The organism is Nonomuraea fastidiosa (assembly GCF_042751225.1).
GTDB classification, from domain to species: domain Bacteria; phylum Actinomycetota; class Actinomycetes; order Streptosporangiales; family Streptosporangiaceae; genus Nonomuraea; species Nonomuraea fastidiosa.
On record NZ_CP170570.1, the window covers coordinates 640,608 to 655,923 of the forward strand.

Annotated in this window: 16 protein-coding genes and 1 pseudogene; 11 read left to right on the forward strand and 6 right to left on the reverse strand. The window is 70.6% G+C overall.

The features are described 5' to 3' along the window. Window positions 1–78: 78 nt before the first annotated feature. On the forward strand, window positions 79–2,211 hold the full coding sequence (gene glgX, locus ACFMQL_RS02885) for a glycogen debranching protein GlgX (RefSeq protein ID WP_364067402.1): 2,133 nt from the start codon (window positions 79–81) through the stop codon (window positions 2,209–2,211). A gap of 152 nt (window positions 2,212–2,363) precedes the next feature. On the opposite strand, the gene ACFMQL_RS02890 is transcribed toward glgX, so the two are convergent. Continuing rightward, window positions 2,364–2,756 (reverse strand): hypothetical protein, encoded by a 393-nt coding sequence (locus tag ACFMQL_RS02890; protein WP_378784453.1) that lies wholly within the window; start codon window positions 2,754–2,756, stop codon window positions 2,364–2,366. A 145-nt stretch (window positions 2,757–2,901) separates the two neighbouring features. Between ACFMQL_RS02890 and ACFMQL_RS02895 the strand changes: the two genes are divergently transcribed. From ACFMQL_RS02895 to ACFMQL_RS02905, 3 genes are read left to right on the forward strand one after another with little or no spacing between them, the layout of a single operon-like run. Further along, window positions 2,902–3,627 (forward strand): pyrimidine reductase family protein, encoded by a 726-nt coding sequence (locus ACFMQL_RS02895; RefSeq protein ID WP_364067399.1) that lies wholly within the window; start codon window positions 2,902–2,904, stop codon window positions 3,625–3,627. Then, a complete protein-coding gene (locus tag ACFMQL_RS02900) occupies window positions 3,620–4,777 on the forward strand; it encodes an ATP-dependent DNA ligase (RefSeq protein ID WP_364067398.1) in 1,158 nt (385 codons plus the stop codon). Before ACFMQL_RS02895 ends, ACFMQL_RS02900 begins: the two co-directional genes overlap by 8 nt. Before the next feature lie 24 nt (window positions 4,778–4,801). Next, window positions 4,802–5,164 carry a hypothetical protein gene (locus ACFMQL_RS02905; protein ID WP_364067397.1) on the forward strand — a complete coding sequence of 121 codons (363 nt, stop codon included), beginning with the start codon at window positions 4,802–4,804 and terminating at the stop codon, window positions 5,162–5,164. Between the two features lie 294 nt (window positions 5,165–5,458). Here the strand turns inward: ACFMQL_RS02905 and pgeF are convergent, their stop codons facing one another. Next, window positions 5,459–6,166: a peptidoglycan editing factor PgeF gene (gene pgeF / locus ACFMQL_RS02910; protein ID WP_364067395.1), complete on the reverse strand. Its 708-nt coding sequence runs from the start codon at window positions 6,164–6,166 to the stop codon at window positions 5,459–5,461. Between the two features lie 211 nt (window positions 6,167–6,377). Between pgeF and ACFMQL_RS02915 the strand changes: the two genes are divergently transcribed. Further along, on the forward strand, window positions 6,378–7,760 hold the full coding sequence (locus tag ACFMQL_RS02915) for an MFS transporter (protein WP_378784456.1): 1,383 nt from the start codon (window positions 6,378–6,380) through the stop codon (window positions 7,758–7,760). A 32-nt stretch (window positions 7,761–7,792) separates the two neighbouring features. Here the strand turns inward: ACFMQL_RS02915 and ACFMQL_RS02920 are convergent, their stop codons facing one another. Continuing rightward, the gene (locus ACFMQL_RS02920; RefSeq protein WP_378784457.1) at window positions 7,793–8,866 is read right to left on the reverse strand and encodes a class I SAM-dependent methyltransferase; all 1,074 of its coding nucleotides are present in this window, start codon (window positions 8,864–8,866) and stop codon (window positions 7,793–7,795) included. Between the two features lie 182 nt (window positions 8,867–9,048). On the opposite strand from ACFMQL_RS02920, the pseudogene ACFMQL_RS02925 reads away from it, so the two are divergent. The 3 genes and pseudogenes from ACFMQL_RS02925 to ACFMQL_RS02935 form a co-directional block, all read left to right on the forward strand. Further along, window positions 9,049–9,567: pseudogene (locus ACFMQL_RS02925) on the forward strand (aldehyde dehydrogenase family protein); the annotation flags it as partial. 182 nt (window positions 9,568–9,749) lie between these two features. After that, the gene (locus ACFMQL_RS02930) at window positions 9,750–10,115 is read left to right on the forward strand and encodes an aldehyde dehydrogenase family protein (protein ID WP_378784458.1); all 366 of its coding nucleotides are present in this window, start codon (window positions 9,750–9,752) and stop codon (window positions 10,113–10,115) included. 43 nt (window positions 10,116–10,158) lie between these two features. After that, window positions 10,159–11,019: a tetratricopeptide repeat protein gene (locus tag ACFMQL_RS02935; protein WP_378784459.1), complete on the forward strand. Its 861-nt coding sequence runs from the start codon at window positions 10,159–10,161 to the stop codon at window positions 11,017–11,019. Window positions 11,020–11,195: 176 nt separating this feature from the next. Here ACFMQL_RS02935 and ACFMQL_RS02940 read toward each other — a convergent pair whose 3' ends face one another. Both ACFMQL_RS02940 and ACFMQL_RS02945 read right to left on the reverse strand, forming a co-directional pair. Further along, on the reverse strand, window positions 11,196–11,603 hold the full coding sequence (locus ACFMQL_RS02940) for an RNHCP domain-containing protein (protein ID WP_364067389.1): 408 nt from the start codon (window positions 11,601–11,603) through the stop codon (window positions 11,196–11,198). Beyond that, the gene (locus ACFMQL_RS02945) at window positions 11,603–11,938 is read right to left on the reverse strand and encodes an RNHCP domain-containing protein (protein ID WP_364067388.1); all 336 of its coding nucleotides are present in this window, start codon (window positions 11,936–11,938) and stop codon (window positions 11,603–11,605) included. The genes ACFMQL_RS02940 and ACFMQL_RS02945 overlap by 1 nt, the downstream gene beginning before the upstream one ends. A gap of 354 nt (window positions 11,939–12,292) precedes the next feature. On the opposite strand from ACFMQL_RS02945, the gene ACFMQL_RS02950 reads away from it, so the two are divergent. Then, the gene (locus tag ACFMQL_RS02950; protein ID WP_364067386.1) at window positions 12,293–12,478 is read left to right on the forward strand and encodes a hypothetical protein; all 186 of its coding nucleotides are present in this window, start codon (window positions 12,293–12,295) and stop codon (window positions 12,476–12,478) included. Window positions 12,479–12,484: 6 nt separating this feature from the next. After that, window positions 12,485–13,297: an MBL fold metallo-hydrolase gene (locus ACFMQL_RS02955; RefSeq protein WP_378784461.1), complete on the forward strand. Its 813-nt coding sequence runs from the start codon at window positions 12,485–12,487 to the stop codon at window positions 13,295–13,297. A 101-nt stretch (window positions 13,298–13,398) separates the two neighbouring features. Here ACFMQL_RS02955 and ligD read toward each other — a convergent pair whose 3' ends face one another. Continuing rightward, entirely contained in the window at window positions 13,399–14,400 is a 1,002-nt protein-coding gene (ligD, locus tag ACFMQL_RS02960; RefSeq protein ID WP_378784462.1) for a non-homologous end-joining DNA ligase, read from the reverse strand. Window positions 14,401–14,906: 506 nt separating this feature from the next. Here ligD and msrB point away from each other — a divergent pair. Continuing rightward, on the forward strand, window positions 14,907–15,308 hold the full coding sequence (gene msrB, locus ACFMQL_RS02965; protein WP_364067383.1) for a peptide-methionine (R)-S-oxide reductase MsrB: 402 nt from the start codon (window positions 14,907–14,909) through the stop codon (window positions 15,306–15,308). Window positions 15,309–15,316: the final 8 nt, after the last annotated feature.

A 15,316-nucleotide genomic window follows, 5' to 3' on the forward strand; every position in this document is an offset into this window, starting at 1 on the left:
CCGGCCCGATCTTCTTACTGATTAGCGATCAGACCGTTGCGCGACCAAGAGCGCTCGCGCGTGCGACAATCGGGTCACATGCGTGAGGTCTGGCCGGGCGAGCCCTATCCACTCGGCGCCACCTGGGACGGCGTGGGCACAAGTTTCGCGGTGTTCTCCGAGGTCGCCGAGCGGGTCGAGCTGTGCCTGTTCCATGACGACGGCACCGAGGAGCGGATCGACCTGCCCGAGGTCGACGGTTTCGTCTGGCACGGCTACCTTCCTGGCATCCAGCCGGGGCAGCGCTACGGCTATCGCGTGCACGGCCCGTACGACCCGTCGCAGGGCCACCGGTGCAACCCCGCCAAGCTGCTGCTCGACCCCTACGCCAAGGCCATCGACGGCGAGCTGACCTGGAACCAGGCGCTGTTCCCCTACTACTTCACCGACCCGAGCCGGCGCAACACCGAGGACAGCGCGCCCTACATGCCGAAGAACGTCGTGATCAACCCGTTCTTCGAGTGGGGCAACGACCGGCCGCCGCGCATCCCGTACCACCAGACCGTGATCTACGAGGCCCACGTGCGCGGGCTGACGATGCGACACCCCGACGTGCCGCCCGACCTGCGGGGCACGTACGCGGGGGTCGGGCATCCGGCGATCATCGAGCACCTGCTGTCGCTGGGCGTGACGGCGGTCGAGCTCATGCCGGTGCACCACTACATCCCCGAGCACTTCCTGGTGGCCCGCGGGCTGACCAACTACTGGGGCTACAACACCATGGCCTACCTCGCCCCGCACAGCGGCTACTCCGGCTCCGGCACGCGGGGCGAGCAGGTGCTGGAGTTCAAGGCGATGGTGAAGGCGCTGCACGAGGCCGGCATCGAGGTCATCCTCGACGTGGTCTACAACCACACGGCCGAGGGCGACCACATGGGGCCGACGCTCGGGTTCAGAGGCATCGACAACGCCGCCTACTACCGCCTGCACGACGGCGACCGGCGCTACTACCTCGACTACACCGGGTGCGGAAACTCGCTCAACGTGCGCTCGCCGCACGCGCTGCAGCTCATCATGGACTCGCTGCGCTACTGGGTGCTGGAGATGCACGTCGACGGTTTCCGCTTCGACCTGGCGTCGGCGCTGGCCAGGGAGCTGCACGACGTCGACCGGCTGAGCGCGTTCTTCGACCTCATCCAGCAGGATCCGGTGATCTCGCAGGTCAAGCTCATCGCGGAGCCGTGGGACGTCGGGCCCGGTGGTTATCAGGTCGGAAACTTCCCGCCATTGTGGACGGAGTGGAACGGGAAATACCGCGACATCGTACGAGATTTCTGGCGGGGCACCCATTCCGCGCTGCCGGAGTTCGCCTCCCGCCTGACCGGCTCAGCCGACCTGTACGAGTCCTCCGGCCGCCGACCCGTCGCCTCCATCAACTTCGTCACCTGCCACGACGGCTTCACGCTCACCGACCTCGTCTCCTACGACCACAAGCACAACGAGGCCAACGGCGAGGACAACCGCGACGGCACCAACGACAACCGCTCCTGGAACTGCGGCGCCGAGGGCCCCGTGGAGGACCCCCAGATCGTCACCCTGCGCCGCCGCCAGCGCCGCAACTTCCTGGCCACGCTGTTCCTGTCGCAGGGCGTGCCGATGCTGTCCCACGGCGACGAGATCGGCCGCACCCAGCGGGGCAACAACAACGCCTACTGCCAGGACAACGAGCTCGCCTGGATCGACTGGTCCCACGTGCACACCGAGGCGGAGCTGCTGGAGTTCGTACGCGCGCTGTCGAAGCTGCGCCGCGAGCACCCCGTCTTCCAGCGGCGGCGCTTCTTCCACGGCCGCCATCCCGACGACGGCAGGCGCGACCTGGTGTGGCTGACGCCCGGCGGACGCGAGATGACGGCCGGCGACTGGCACATCAGCTACGCCAAGTCGCTCATGGTCTATCTGAACGGCGACGCCATCACCGAGCCGGGGCCCCGGGGCGAGCGCATCGTGGACGACTCGTTCCTGCTGCTCATCAACGCCCACCACGAGAACCTGTCGTTCACGCTGCCCGGCGAGGAGTTCGGCACCGGGTGGGTGCCGGTGCTCGACACCACCCACGACACGATCCAGGACGTCTACGAGGACGAGCGCTGGTCGGCGGGCGACGTGGTCGCGGTCACGGCGCGTTCGCTGCAGGTGCTGCGCCAGCCCCGCCAGAACGGTAAGCCGCTCTGAGCGGCGGGGCCGCTGTTCGGTCTCGGCGGGGGTGACGGCAGGTCAGGGCGGTGGCGCCGCCGGCGCCCCGGCGAGGTCAGAAGAACCGGGCAGCGCTGTAGGGCCCCGGCGAGGTCAGAAGAGCCGGGCGGCGTTGCCGGGCCCCGGCGAGGTCAGAAGGACCGGGCGGCGCTGGCGCTCAGGAACACGAGTGTGAACGCGGTGACGCCGGCCACGCCGTGCAGGGTCACGGCGAGCGCGGGGAAACCGCGCGCTGCCGTGGTGTGCCTGGCGCCGAGCCAGCGGGTGAACATCACGAACCCCAGCAGCGCGGCGGCCGCCAGGCCGGCGAACGCGGCCCAGACCAGCGCCCGGTTGCCGGTGATCAGCCCGCCGGCCCAGCAGGCCAGCGCGGTCACGGCCAGCGCCGGATGTGAGACGACGAGCGCGGCGGGGAACCTGGTGACCTTCGCGCGCTTCAGCCCGCCGCCGGTGAGCCCGTATGACAGCAGGTAGATTCCGGCGATCGCGGCGATCGTCCACGCGACGGCGGTGGCCAGGCTCACGGCGTCCCCCTCTTCCTGTCAGCCCATCCCCTATGGGCACGTTAAGCAAAGAATTGGTAAGAAGTCCGCCGATTCACGAAAGTACTATCCTGTCCCGAATCCGGGCTCGGAGCCGATTGTCGGTGCGCTGTGCCAAGGTAGAGGGGTGCGGCGCATCTATCCCGACATTCAGGACAACCCAGACATTGCGCAGGCGTACGCGTACCCCGGCGACCGGCCGTGGCTGCGCGTCAACATGGTCGCGAGCGCCGACGGCGCCGCCTGGCTCCAAGGCCGGTCGGGGCCGCTGTCCAGCAAGGGCGACCGGCGCATCTTCCAGACGCTGCGCGGGCTGGCCGACGTGATCCTCGCGGGCGCCGCCACCGTGCGCAAGGAGGGCTACGGCCCGGTCCCGCCGCGCGACTGGTGGGCCGAGCACCGCGAGGGCAGGCCCGAGGTGCCGCCCATCGCCGTGATCAGCCGCGGCCTGGCGCTCGATCTCGACGGTGAGCTGTTCACCGACGCGCCGAGCCGCACCATCGTCATCACCTGCGAGGCCGCGCCGCAGGAGCGGCGCAGGCTGGCGGCCAAGTGCGCCGACCTGGTGGTGGCCGGTGACGCGAGCGTCGACATGCGGCTGGCCGTCACGGCGCTGCACGAGCGGGGTCTGACCCGCGTGCTGTGCGAGGGCGGCCCGCGCATCAACGCCCAGCTCTCCGCGCGCGGCCTGGTCGACGAGCTGTGCCTGACGATCAGCCCGATGCTGGTCGGCGGCGGCGCCGCCCGCATTCTCAACGGCGAGCCCGCGCAGGTCGGCCTCCGGCTCGAGCACGTGCTGGAGGAGGACGGCGTGCTCTTCTGCAGATACACAAGGGAGCGAAGCCATGAGTGACGAGCCGACCGCCGGGCCGGGTGGGGCCGAGGAAGAACCGCCGCCGGTGCCCGGCCTGCCGGTGCGGCCGCCCGTGCCGCCCATGCTGGCCAAGCCGGTCAAGGCCATGCCGGAGCAGGACGGCACGCTGTTCTACGAGCCGAAGTGGGACGGCTTCCGCTGCATCGTCTTCCGCGACGGCGACGAGGTCTATCTCGGCAGCCGCAACGAGCGGCCGTTCACGCGCTACTTCCCCGAGCTGGTCGAGGCGGCGCGGGCCGAGCTGCCCGACAAGGTCGTCATCGACGGCGAGATCGTGCTGCCCATGGGCAGCCAGCTCGACTTCGACGCGCTCCAGCAGCGCATCCACCCCGCCAAGTCGCGGGTGCAGATGCTGTCGGAGCGCACGCCCGCGCAGTTCGTCGCCTTCGACCTGCTGGCGCTGGGCGACGAGTCGCTGATGGAGCTGCCGTTCGCGGAGCGCAGGGCGCGACTCGAAACGCTCTTCCCCCAAAAGGGCGGCTCCATCAGGCTCACCCCGGTCACGAAAGACCAGGGGCAGGCGGGCGAGTGGTTCGAGATGTTCGAGGGCGCCGGGCTCGACGGCATCATCGTCAAGCCGGGCGACCAGCCGTACGTGCCCGACAAGCGCACGATGTTCAAGGTGAAGCACGAGCGCACGGCCGATGTCGTGGTGTGCGGCTACCGCGAGCACAAGTCGGGGCCCATCGTCGGTTCGCTGCTGCTCGGCCTCTACGGCGACGACGGGCGGCTGCACCACGTCGGGGTGGCGGCCTCGTTCCCGATGAAGCGCAGGGCCGAGCTGGTCGAGGAGCTCAAGCCGTACATCGCGGAGCTGAGCGAGCACCCGTGGGGCCACTGGGCCGAACAGGCGGCGGCCAACATCGGCCAGCCGGCGGCCGGGCCGTCCAGGGGCGGGCAGCGGGTGCCCGGCGCGGTGTCGCGGTGGAACGCCAAGAAGGACCTGTCGTTCATCCCGCTGCGGCCCGAGCTGGTGATCGAGGTGGCCTATGACCAGATGGAAGGCGACCGGTTCCGGCACACCGCGCAGTTCCGCCGCTGGCGTCCCGACCGCACCCCTGAGTCGTGCACGTACGAGCAGCTTGAGCGTCCGGTGCATTACAACCTTGAGGACATCCTTGTGCGCTAGCAGATGTCTAGATATATCTCGAATATGACGACAGGGGATGAGCTCAAGGCCGCCGTGTCCGCACGCCGCGACCTCGGGCCCGAGTACGAAGACGCCGTCGTGGAGTCGTTCCTCGACAAGATGGGCCAGGAGATCGACCGGCGGGTGGACGAGCGCCTGAACCAGCTCCCACCCAACAGCCGGACTCCGGCCCGCCAGGGTCCGTCCGAAGGGCAGCGGCTCGCGCTCGCCATCGTGTCCGTCTCCCTGGGCACCGTGTCGACCGTCCTGTTCCTGCTGCTCGGGGAGGGCCGGATGACCGGGCTGATCCCGGTGTGGATCGGCATCCTCATCATCAACGCCATCTTCAACAGCCCCAGGAACAGAGGGGCCGGCCCGTCGGCGTGATCGCCCCGGAGGGAGCCGCAGGCGGCGACAAGCCACGAAAGACCGATTCTCTGCGGCAGGCCACCCTGGTGAAGCGATCGTGAACCGGGGCACGGGGCGGACGAACACGTGACCGCTTGCGCAACACCCGCAAGCGGAGAGGGGGCTTGAGGGGACGGACCGCTCGGCGCACATCGCACCACGCCCACATGCCCGAGCTGAAGCGCGGGAGCGGTCAGAAGAACCGAGCGGGCGGCCGGGCAATCGAGCGGGCGGCCGAGGAACGAGCGGGCGGCCCAGGAACCGAGCGGGCGGTCAGGCGAGCCAGATGAGGCCGGCGAAGCGGCCGGTGGGCTGTTCGCGGCGATGCGAGTAAAGCTCCTGAGACTCGATCGTGCAGCGCGCGTCATGGCGTACGTCGCTCACGCCCGCCGCCTTGAGCTGCGCCTCGATGCCGGCCCGCAGGTCGAGGGCGGGGGTGTCCCACGAGGTCGTGGACCAGGTGGCGGGGACCTTCGCGGCGACCTTCTCCCGCATCTCTGCGGGTACCTCGTAGCAGCGCCCGCACGCGCCGGGGCCGATGAATGCGACCATCCTGCCCGGCTCCGCACCCTTGCCCGCCATGGCCGTCACCAGCGCGGTGGCGATGCCCGCCTCGGTGCCGGGACGCCCGGAGTGGGCGGCGCCGACCATGCGGGCCACCGGATCGGCCACCAGCACGGCCGGGCAGTCGGCGCCGAGCGACGCCAGCGCCAGCTTGGGCTCGGTGGTGAACACGCCGTCGAGCGGGGGCGGGTCGTCGCCGAACGGCTCGCTGACGTACGCCACCTCGGCGCTGTGGACCTGGCGCATGAACACCACCGCCCGCACGCCCAGCTCGGCCACCAGGCCCGCCCGGTTGGCACGCACGACCTCCGGGTCGTCGCCGACCATGCCGCCGAGGTTGCGCGAACCGTACGGCGGGGCGCCGACGCCGCCGTTCCGGTCGGTGATGGCCACGTGTACGCCGGGGGCGAGCTCCATGCCCCGATCTTAGGCGACCGCGCCCTCACCCCGACGCCCCGCTTCCTCCGGAGACGCCCGCCGGGCGGCTGACCCCCTTTCCACGAGCGGCCCTCTGGCAAGCGACGGTTCGTCTGATGCGCAGCTTCTGATCAGGCGGACCCCCGGGCGTATCCGGCCAGAACGAACCCCGGTGTTCGATTGACATAGAACACCACGTACAGTTCGTTCTATGGCTATCGAACACCGACGGGTTGTCATCGTACTGGCGTTGATCGCCGCCTTCATGGTCTTCGTTGACGGCACGATCGTGCACCTCACGCTCGCCCAGCTCGCCTCCCACCTCGACGCCTCACGGGCCGAGCTGGAGTGGGCGGTCAACGCCTATACGTTGTCGTTCGCGGCGGTGATGCTGGGTGCGGGCGCGATCACCGACACCCTCGGGGCGAAGCGGGCGTTCGTGGCGGGCCTGCTCGTCTTCACGATCGCCTCGGCGGCCTGCGCGGCGGCGCCCACGATGGGGGTGCTGAACGCGGCCCGGCTGGTGCAGGGCGTGGGGGCGGCGCTGCTGCTGCCCAGCGCGCTCGTCCTGGCGACGGCGGCGGCACCCGACGAGCATGCCAGGAACCGGCTGGTCGGCCGGTGGTCGGCGGCGGGGGGTGTCGGGATGGCGGCGGGTCCGCTGCTGGGCGGCGCGCTCGTGGCGGTCGCGGACTGGCGGACGGTGTTCGGGGTCAACGTGCTCATCGGCGTCCCCGCCGCCATCTGGAGCGTGCGGTCGATGCCGGCCGTGCCGCGTGGCGAGCGCCGCCTGGACGTGGCCGGCATGGCGACCGCGACCCTGCTGATCGGCGGGCTGGTGTTCGCGCTCATCGAGGCGCCCGCCCAGGGGCTGTCGAGCGCGCCGGTCGTCACCGCGGCGGTGCTGGCCGTGGCCGGGCTCGCCGGGTTCATCCTGACCGTACGCGCGAGCCGGGCGCCGCTGCTGCCGCCGGGCCTCTACGCCGACCGGGCGTTCGTCGCGACGGCGGCGCAAGGCGCGCTGTTCAACTTCGCCTTCTACGGGCTGCTGTTCGCGATGAGCCTGATGCTGCAGCAGGGGCGCGGGCTCGGGGCGCTGGCCAGCGGGCTGCTGTTCCTGCCGCTGACCGGGCTCATCGCGGTCGCGAACCTGTGCGCGGCCCGCCTCGCGCGCCGCTTCGGGCGGCCGGCCGTGCTGGGGGCCGCTCAGGCGGTGCTGGTGGTGACGTTCCTGCTGGTGGCGTGGGCGGGCACGGCTCCGGCGCTATGGCCGCTGGCGCTCGCGCTGGTGCCCGCGGGGTTCGCCTCGGGGCTGCTCGTGCCGACGATGACCTCGCAGGCGATCGCCGCCGTCGGGCCCGCCCTGCACGGGGCGGCGTCGGCGGCGTTCAACACCTCGCGGCAGGTCGGCGGGGCGGTCGGCATCGCCGTGTTCGGTCCGCTCCTCGGCACCGTGCAGGGTCGCCTGCAGGACGGCTTCGTAGTGTGCGTGCTCGTCGGCGCCGCCGCCGTCGCGGCGGGCCTGCTGCTCACGCCGCTCACCCGCGAACGGATTCGCACCGCCGCCGCGCTCAAAGAGCCCGCCAGAGCGTGAGCCGATACGCGCCGCCGCCTCAGCGGAACTCCTCACGGTGCGAGGCGGTGGATCGTCAGCGGGCCGCCGCAGTAGCGGCCGATGGCCTCCTCATCGGCGAAGGCGAGCACGCGCAGCATGTTGCCGCCGTCGCTGAGCCGCACGTTCCTGCGCAGCCGCGCCACCAGGCCGGCGGGCAGATTCGTGGTGCCGGCCTCGACCGTGTCGCCGTAGTGGGGGGCGAAGGCCACGCCCGCGAAGCCGGTACGGGCGAGCAGCGTCCGCACGGTATCGGCCGAGTAGAACATCAGGTGGTTCTTGGTGAAGCCGCTCCACTTCGACCCGTACGCCTTGAGCAGCAGCGAGTTGGCGTTCACGGTGAGGATGAGCAGCACGCCGCCCGGCCCGAGCAGGCTCCTGAACAGCCGGAAGTCGTCGAGCGGCCTGGGCAGGTGGGCGAGCACCGACCAGAGCGTGATGACGTCGAAGCCGCCCGCGGCGATCTCGGGCACGTCCTGCGGCGCGCCGAAGTACGTGCGCGCCTTGTGCAGCCGCTTGTTGGCCTGCTCGACCGACTCGGGCGACAGGTCCACGCCGCACGCGTCGAACCCGCGCTCCTCGGCGAGCTCCAGGAAGAGCCCGACGCCGGAGCCGAAGTCGAGCAGCCTGCGCTCTTTGCCCTCGTCGAAGACCGGGGAGAAGGCCCGCATCGTCAGGTCGTAGCGACGCTGCCGGTTGGCGGCGTACTTGCCGGTCAGAAAGGTGCTGTAGCCGCTGGCGTAGAGGTCGCCGAGGCGTTCGGGCCGGACGTTCGGGTTGCGGTAGAGGAAGCCGCAGGAGGGGCAGCGTACGACGTGATAGCGCCAGCCCTTGCCGCCGGTGGGCTCGAACAGCGGCTGCTGCACAGACTCCCCGCACATCATGCAGTCGAGAAACTCCTCGATCGCGCCGAGCGGCCGCATGCTCTCGTACGCGGCCCTGGACATCACCGGCGCCCGCCTGGTCAGCCACAGCCACTGCGCCTCGCGGGCCAGCCGCTCCCCCGGCCGTACGTAGACCCGCTGGCCCCAGGGCACATCGTCATAGCGCGACCCGTACGCCAGCCGCGCGAGCAATCGTTTCGCCATCGCCATCACCCCGCCTCGCGAGCGGTTGTGCCCCGGCCGTACCTTTACCATGCGTCCATATTTGGCCACTTTGCGGGATCAAGTGCTATTCCTGGTCATGCTGCTTGAGCAAGCGTACGCTTGGCCACGTGCCCGACTATCGCAACCTCATCGGCGGCGAGCTGGTCCCGGCCCCGCGCACGATGGAGACGGTCAACCCCGCGACCGGCGAGCCCTGGGCCCGCATCCCCGCGTCGGGCCCCGCCGAGGCAGCCGCGGCCGCCGAGGCCGCGAGCCGCGCCTTCCCCTCCTGGTCGGCGCTGCCCGCCCTGGCGCGGGCGCACTACCTGCGCAAGGTGTCGGAGCTGTTCGGCCGGCACGCCGAGGAGCTGGCCAGGCTGGAGACCCGCGACAACGGCCGCATCCTGCGCGACACGCTCACCAAGGACCTGCCGGGCATGGCGCACCTGTGGCAGATCGCCGCCGGGCAGTGCCTCGACGCGGTCAAGGGCGACACCGTGCAGCTCGGGCCGGACGCGCTCGGGCTGACCCGGTGCGAGCCGTACGGAGTGGCGGTCTGCATCATCCCGTGGAACTCCCCCATCTCGACGTTCTCCGCCAAGGCCGCGTACGCGCTGGCCGCCGGGAACACGGTGGTCGTCAAGCCGGCCGAGCAGGCGAGCGCGTCGGTGCTGCGGATCGGCGAGCTGCTGGCCGAGGTGCTGCCGCCCGGCGTGCTCAACATCGTCAGCGGCCTCGGCGAGGAGGTCGGCGACCCGCTCGACCTCGCCACGACGATGGGGCCGATCGTCTCGGCGGGCCAGTACGAGCGCGTCACGTCGTACTGGAGCCGGCCGGGAAGGAGGGCGCCCGGCTGGTCTTCGGCGGCCGGGCCGGGGCCGAGGTGGTGCCTGAGCTGCCCGGCGGCTACTGGGTGGCGCCCACGCTGTATACGACCGAGGACAACGGGCTGCGGGTGTGCCAGGAGGAGATCTTCGGTCCGGTCGCGGTGGCCATCCCGTTCGAGACCGATGACGAGGCCCTGGCCATCGCCAACGACTCCCGCTACGGCCTGGCGGCCGGCGTGTGGACGCGCGACCTGCGGCGGGCGCACCGGTTCGTCCGGGACCTGCGGACCGGCACGGTCTGGGTGAACACGTTCCGCCAGATGCCGCCGGGGCTGCCGTTCGGCGGGGTCGAGGACAGCGGGTACGGCCACGACGCGGTCCTGGAGTACACCCGGGAGAAGGCCGCCATCATCCGGATCTAGTCGTATCAGTCGGATAGATTTACCCCCCATAGATCAGGGGATCATGGATCATTCGGGGCTGTCCGAAGCGGCCGCACAGTCCCGGGCCTCGGTGCTGCGCAGCCGGGCGGTGTCGTACAACGCCCTTTTACGGCACGACGCCGCGATAGCGGACCTGACCGAGGCGATCGCGCTGGTGCCGGATGACGCCCGCGCCTGGCGGCTGCGCGGCGAGTGCCACCGGTTGATCAAGCGGTACCAGGCCGCGCTCGACGACTTCGAGGAGTCGCTGAAGCTGGAGCCGGACAGCGCGTACGCGCTCGGCTCGCGCGGCCAGACGTACACCGCGATGGAGCGCTACGAGGAGGCGCTGGAGGACTTCGAGCACGCGCTCACCCTCTCCCCCGAGACGTCGTGGATCCTCGAAGGGAAGGCGGAGGCGCTGGTGGGGCTGGACCGGATGGACGAGGCCCTGGCGGTGCACACCAAGATCATCGAACTGAACGAGGACCAGCCGTACTCGTGGTTCGCCCGTGGCGAGCTCTACCAGGACATGAACCTCTACGCCGAGGCCATCGACGACTACACCAAGTCGCTGGAGCTCGACCCCGACTACGTGCGGGCGCTGAGCCGCAGGGGCGAGGCGCTGCGCATGATCGACCGGTACGACGAGGCGCTCGCCGACCTCAACCGGGCGATCGAGCTGAAGCCCACCGCCACCCGCGCGCTCGGCAGCCGGGGCGCGGTGCTGAGCGAGATGGGCGACAACGAGGGCGCGCTGAAGGACCTGAACGCCGCCATCGAGCTGGACCAGGAGTACATCTGGGCGTTCAAGGTGCGCGGCGAGATCCTGCAGGACCTGGACCGGCACGAGGAGGCCATCGCCGACTTCACCCGGGCCCTGCACCTGGAGTTCGGCGACTGAGCTTGACGGGCCACGCCGGGACCGCGCCGCCGCGGGCGCGGTGCGCGGTCCCGGTCTGGCTGAAACGGCCCTGGCCAGAGCAGCCCAGCCAGAACAGTCCAGCCAGAACAGTCCTGGTCGGAACGGCCCCAGTCAGAGCAGCCCGGCCAGAACAGCCCTGGCCGGAGCAGCCACGGTCAGAGCGCGAGCAGGGCGTTGACCGGCAGGCGGGCGTCCGACAGCGGCCGCATGGCGATGCGCAGCAGCGCCAGCGCGTTGTCGTCGCCCGCGATGCGGTTGGCGCTCAGCTCGCCGCACGACTGGCAACTGTGGATGATCAGCCACTCGCCGTCACCGCGGACGGTGACGCTCAGCGCCGCCATCCGGCCCCGGCAGCCCGCCCGGCGGTCGCCGGGCACGCGGTGATCCACGTGCAGGCTGGTCAGGCAGTTGGGGCAGTGGTTACGGTGCGCCGTGCCGGGCGCGACCATGGGCACGTCGAGCCGGCAGGCGACGCAGCGGAAGGCGTCCGCGGGCTCCGCGTGATGGACCTTCTTGCGCCGCTGCGGCCGGGCGCGGTCGCGTGTGACGTTCCTCCTCGGCATCACAGATCACCGAACGCCTCGAGCGGGAACGGCGGCTGCGCGAGCGGGCGTACCGCCATGCGCATGAGGATGAGCTGGTTGTCGTCCCCGCAGATGGGGTTCGAGGTCAGCTCGCCGCAGCGGGTGCAGCGATGGATGATCATCCACTCCCCGGTGCGCAGCACGGCGATCGAGATCGGGATCATCCGTGAGCTGCACTCGTCCTGCAGGTGCAGCGAGTGCAGGCAGCTCGGGCAGTGGTTGCGCCGGGTGCCGTCGGGGGCGTTCGCGGTGACCGTGAGGCCGCAGCGCACGCACACGAAGGTGTTGAGAAGAGGATTGCCGTTGGTGGACAACCTGGGTACTCCTTGCCGGATTGGTCTTCGATGTCACGCAGCAAGGGAGCGCCGAGCGAGCCTCGCGGGCACGCCGGCCGGTACGGCCTGTCCGGTTGTGGTCGTCGTCTCTCGCTCAGAGGCGGGATCCGCCGGTGGCACGACTGCGAGGCGCGCTAGGCGCGGTGCCAGGCATCAAGTCCCTCCTTCTGGCGCGGTGCGCGACCACGCGATACGGCTGATCCACGGACGGATGCGAGGGTAACGGGGCACGGCTCCGGACCGCCATCGAATTTCCGCGCGGGGCGGCGTACGGGGGTGTTTGGCGTCGTACGGCCGTGGCAGTGGACCCCTGAACGAGGGGGGACGAATGCCATGAGCAATCCGCAACAGCCAGAGCTTCGCAGGTCAGGCAAGTCCGCCGTCAACACGAACTCGGCCGGCCTCGTACGCGGCGGCAAACAGCGCTCCGGCCACCCGCACGGCACGGACAAGGGCCGCAGGGGCGGAGGCAAGGGCGGCGGCGTGCCTCCGGAGCAGCGGCCGAAGCATCCGGAGTGATCAGCGGTGGCAGGCAGCCTTCAGTTCATCGGGAACGCGACCACGCTCATCCGTTACAACGGCTTCACGCTGCTGACGGACCCGAACTTCCTGCACCGCGGCCAGCTCGCCTACCTCGGGTGGGGCCTGGCCTCGCGGCGGCGTACCGACCCGGCGCTGCGGATCGAGGACCTGCCGCCGCTGGATGCCGTCGTGCTCTCCCACATGCACGGCGACCACTGGGACCGGGTGGCGCGCAAGGGCATCGACAGGGACATGCTCATCGTCACCACCCCGGCCGCCTCCCGCACCCTCCATCGGCAGGGCTTCGGCCAGGCCGTCGGGCTGATGACCTGGGCGGAGTACCGCCTGCACGGCCCAGGCGGCAGCGTACGGATCACCGCGCTGCCCGCCAAGCACGCGCCGGGCTCCGCCGACGCGCTGCTGCCGCCCGTGATGGGCACGATGCTGGAGTTCTGCGGCCCGGACGAGCGGGTCGAGCTGCGCCTGCACATCAGCGGCGACACCGTGCTGGACCGGCGGCTCGACGCGATCCCGCGCCGCTTCCCCGACATCGACGTCGCCCTCGTCCACCTGGGCGGGACCAAGCTGCTCGGCACGCTCATGGTCACCATGGACGGCGAGCAGGGCGCGGCCTGGGCCGACATGATCAACCCGCGCACCGTCGTACCGATCCACTACGACGACTACACGGTCTTCAGTTCCCCGCTGGACGACTTCCTGCGCCACATGGAGCAGGCGGGCCTCGCCGACCGGGTGGTCTGCCTGAGCCGGGGCGAGACGTGCGAGCTGGCCCCGCACCGCCTCGTGCGCCGCTGAAAGCACTGCGCGTCAGCCGCGGAACGGCGCGTCGTGCGCCGCTGAAAGCGCTGCGCGTCAGCCGCGGAACGGCGCCTCGTGCGCCGCTGACCGGCTGGTGGTCAGGTGTCGGAGCGGGCCTTGCTCGGCTGCACCCGCTTGGGCTCGCCCGGCATCTTCGGGTAGTTAGGCGGGTACGGCATGTCGCCGCGCTCGTCCTCGGCGTACATCTCCAGCAGCGGCTCGATCGAGTAGGCCCGGTCGTCGATGGCGGCGTGCACGTCGCCCACCTCGGCGAAGCGGGCGGGCACCGTGCGGATGTCGAAGTCGCGCGGGTCGGCGTCGGCCAGCTCGTCCCAGGTCAGCGGGGTCGAGACGGGCGCGTGCGGCTTCGCCCTGACCGAGTAGGCGCTGGCGATCGTGCGGTCGCGCGCGTTCTGGTTGAAGTCGATGAACACCCGCTCGCCGCGCTCCTCCTTCCACCACGCCGTGGTGACCAGGCTCGGATCGCGCGCCTCGACGGCCCTGGCCAGCGCGATGCCGGCGTGGCGCACCTGGATGAAGTCCCAGCGCGGCTCGATGCGGACGGCGATGTGCACGCCGCGGTTGCCCGAGGTCTTGACGAAGCCGGTCATGCCGAGCTCGTCCAGCGCCTCTTTGGTGAGGAACGCCGCCTTGCGCGCCGCGTCGAACTCCAGGCCGGGCTGCGGGTCGAGGTCGACCCGCAGCTCGTCGGGACGCTCGACGTCGGCGGCGCGCACCTGCCACGGGTGGAAGTCGATGGTGCCGAGGTTGGCGCAGTAGGCGATGGCGGCCACCTCGGTGACGCGCAGCGAACGCGCCGTGCGGCCGCTGGGGAACGTCACCTCCACCGACTCCAGCCAGTCGGGATGCCGGGGCGGCATGCGCTTTTGATAGATGGCCTCGGTCTGCACGCCGTCGGGATGACGCTTGAGGTTGGTCGGACGGTCCTTCAGCGCCCGCAGGGCGCCCTCGCCGACGCTCACGTAGTATTCGACCAGCTCACGCTTGGTGGCGCCGATCTCCGGGAAGTAGACCTTGTCGGGATTGGTGACCTTGACGGTCCGCTTCCCCACCTCGAGCTCGATGTACGGCGATGCCATGCCCCCGAACCTACCCCGAGGGACCGACAATGACCGGTCATCACGAGCCGTAACAGAATTCCTCCGGCCGCTGGTCGCTGGGCCGGTGCGGCAGCTCGCCAGGAACCCGCACGGCTCCGGCGCTCTCGCCGCGCCGCTTCCGCTCGTCGTCCGGAGAGGCCACCGTCTTCGGAGAACCGGACGGAGTTGGGCCGGAGACGGAGAGAGCCGGACGGGGTGGGCCCGTCCCGGAGCCTCCTCGGTGGCGGGACCGAGGGCTCGACGGGACGGGCCGCCAGATCACCCTTCCGCCGTTCCGGGCGCTGGCGCGCCACCCGGCCGGCCGTTTCGATCCCCAGCGGCGCCAGCACGGGCGTGGGCTGTGCCGCTCGGCGGGATCCGCAGGTGATCTCACCCCTTGGCAGGAGGTGAAGACACCTCCTTGCCGAGAAAGACGCGAATTTCCCCGAGAACGGATGCTTCACCCTGCGGAGATCTCTTTTTGCCGTATCTCGTACTCTGGAGTTATGGACAAGGTGGTCAAGAGCGAGGCGGAATGGCGGGCCCAGCTGACGCCTGAGGAGTTCCACGTCCTCAGGGAGGCCGGGACCGAGCGCCCGTTCACGGGGGAATACGTCGACACCAAGACCGAGGGGGTTTACTCGTGCCGCGCCTGCGGTGCCGAGTTGTTCCGTTCTGACACGAAGTTCGAGTCGCACTGCGGGTGGCCGAGCTTCTACGCGCCGTCCGACAGTGACGCGGTCCGGCTGCTTGAGGACCGCAGCCTCGGCATGGTCCGTACGGAGGTGCGCTGCGCCCGGTGCGACAGCCACCTGGGGCACGTCTTCCACGGCGAGGGCTACCCCACGCCGACGGACGACCGCTACTGCATCAACTCGATCTCGCTCCGGCTCGAACCCAAGGCGTGATCGGGTAA

Coding starts and splice junctions, on each gene's coding strand:
- glgX (WP_364067402.1), top strand. CDS start 79: ATGCGTGAGGTCTGGCCGGGCGAGCCCTATCCACTCGGCGCCACCTGG.
- ACFMQL_RS02900 (WP_364067398.1), top strand. CDS start 3,620: ATGAGTGACGAGCCGACCGCCGGGCCGGGTGGGGCCGAGGAAGAACCG.
- ACFMQL_RS02905 (WP_364067397.1), top strand. CDS start 4,802: ATGACGACAGGGGATGAGCTCAAGGCCGCCGTGTCCGCACGCCGCGAC.
- pgeF (WP_364067395.1), bottom strand. CDS start 6,166: ATGGAGCTCGCCCCCGGCGTACACGTGGCCATCACCGACCGGAACGGC.
- ACFMQL_RS02915 (WP_378784456.1), top strand. CDS start 6,378: ATGGCTATCGAACACCGACGGGTTGTCATCGTACTGGCGTTGATCGCC.
- ACFMQL_RS02920 (WP_378784457.1), bottom strand. CDS start 8,866: ATGGCGAAACGATTGCTCGCGCGGCTGGCGTACGGGTCGCGCTATGAC.
- ACFMQL_RS02935 (WP_378784459.1), top strand. CDS start 10,159: ATGGATCATTCGGGGCTGTCCGAAGCGGCCGCACAGTCCCGGGCCTCG.
- ACFMQL_RS02940 (WP_364067389.1), bottom strand. CDS start 11,603: ATGCCGAGGAGGAACGTCACACGCGACCGCGCCCGGCCGCAGCGGCGC.
- ACFMQL_RS02950 (WP_364067386.1), top strand. CDS start 12,293: ATGAGCAATCCGCAACAGCCAGAGCTTCGCAGGTCAGGCAAGTCCGCC.
- ligD (WP_378784462.1), bottom strand. CDS start 14,400: ATGGCATCGCCGTACATCGAGCTCGAGGTGGGGAAGCGGACCGTCAAG.
- msrB (WP_364067383.1), top strand. CDS start 14,907: ATGGACAAGGTGGTCAAGAGCGAGGCGGAATGGCGGGCCCAGCTGACG.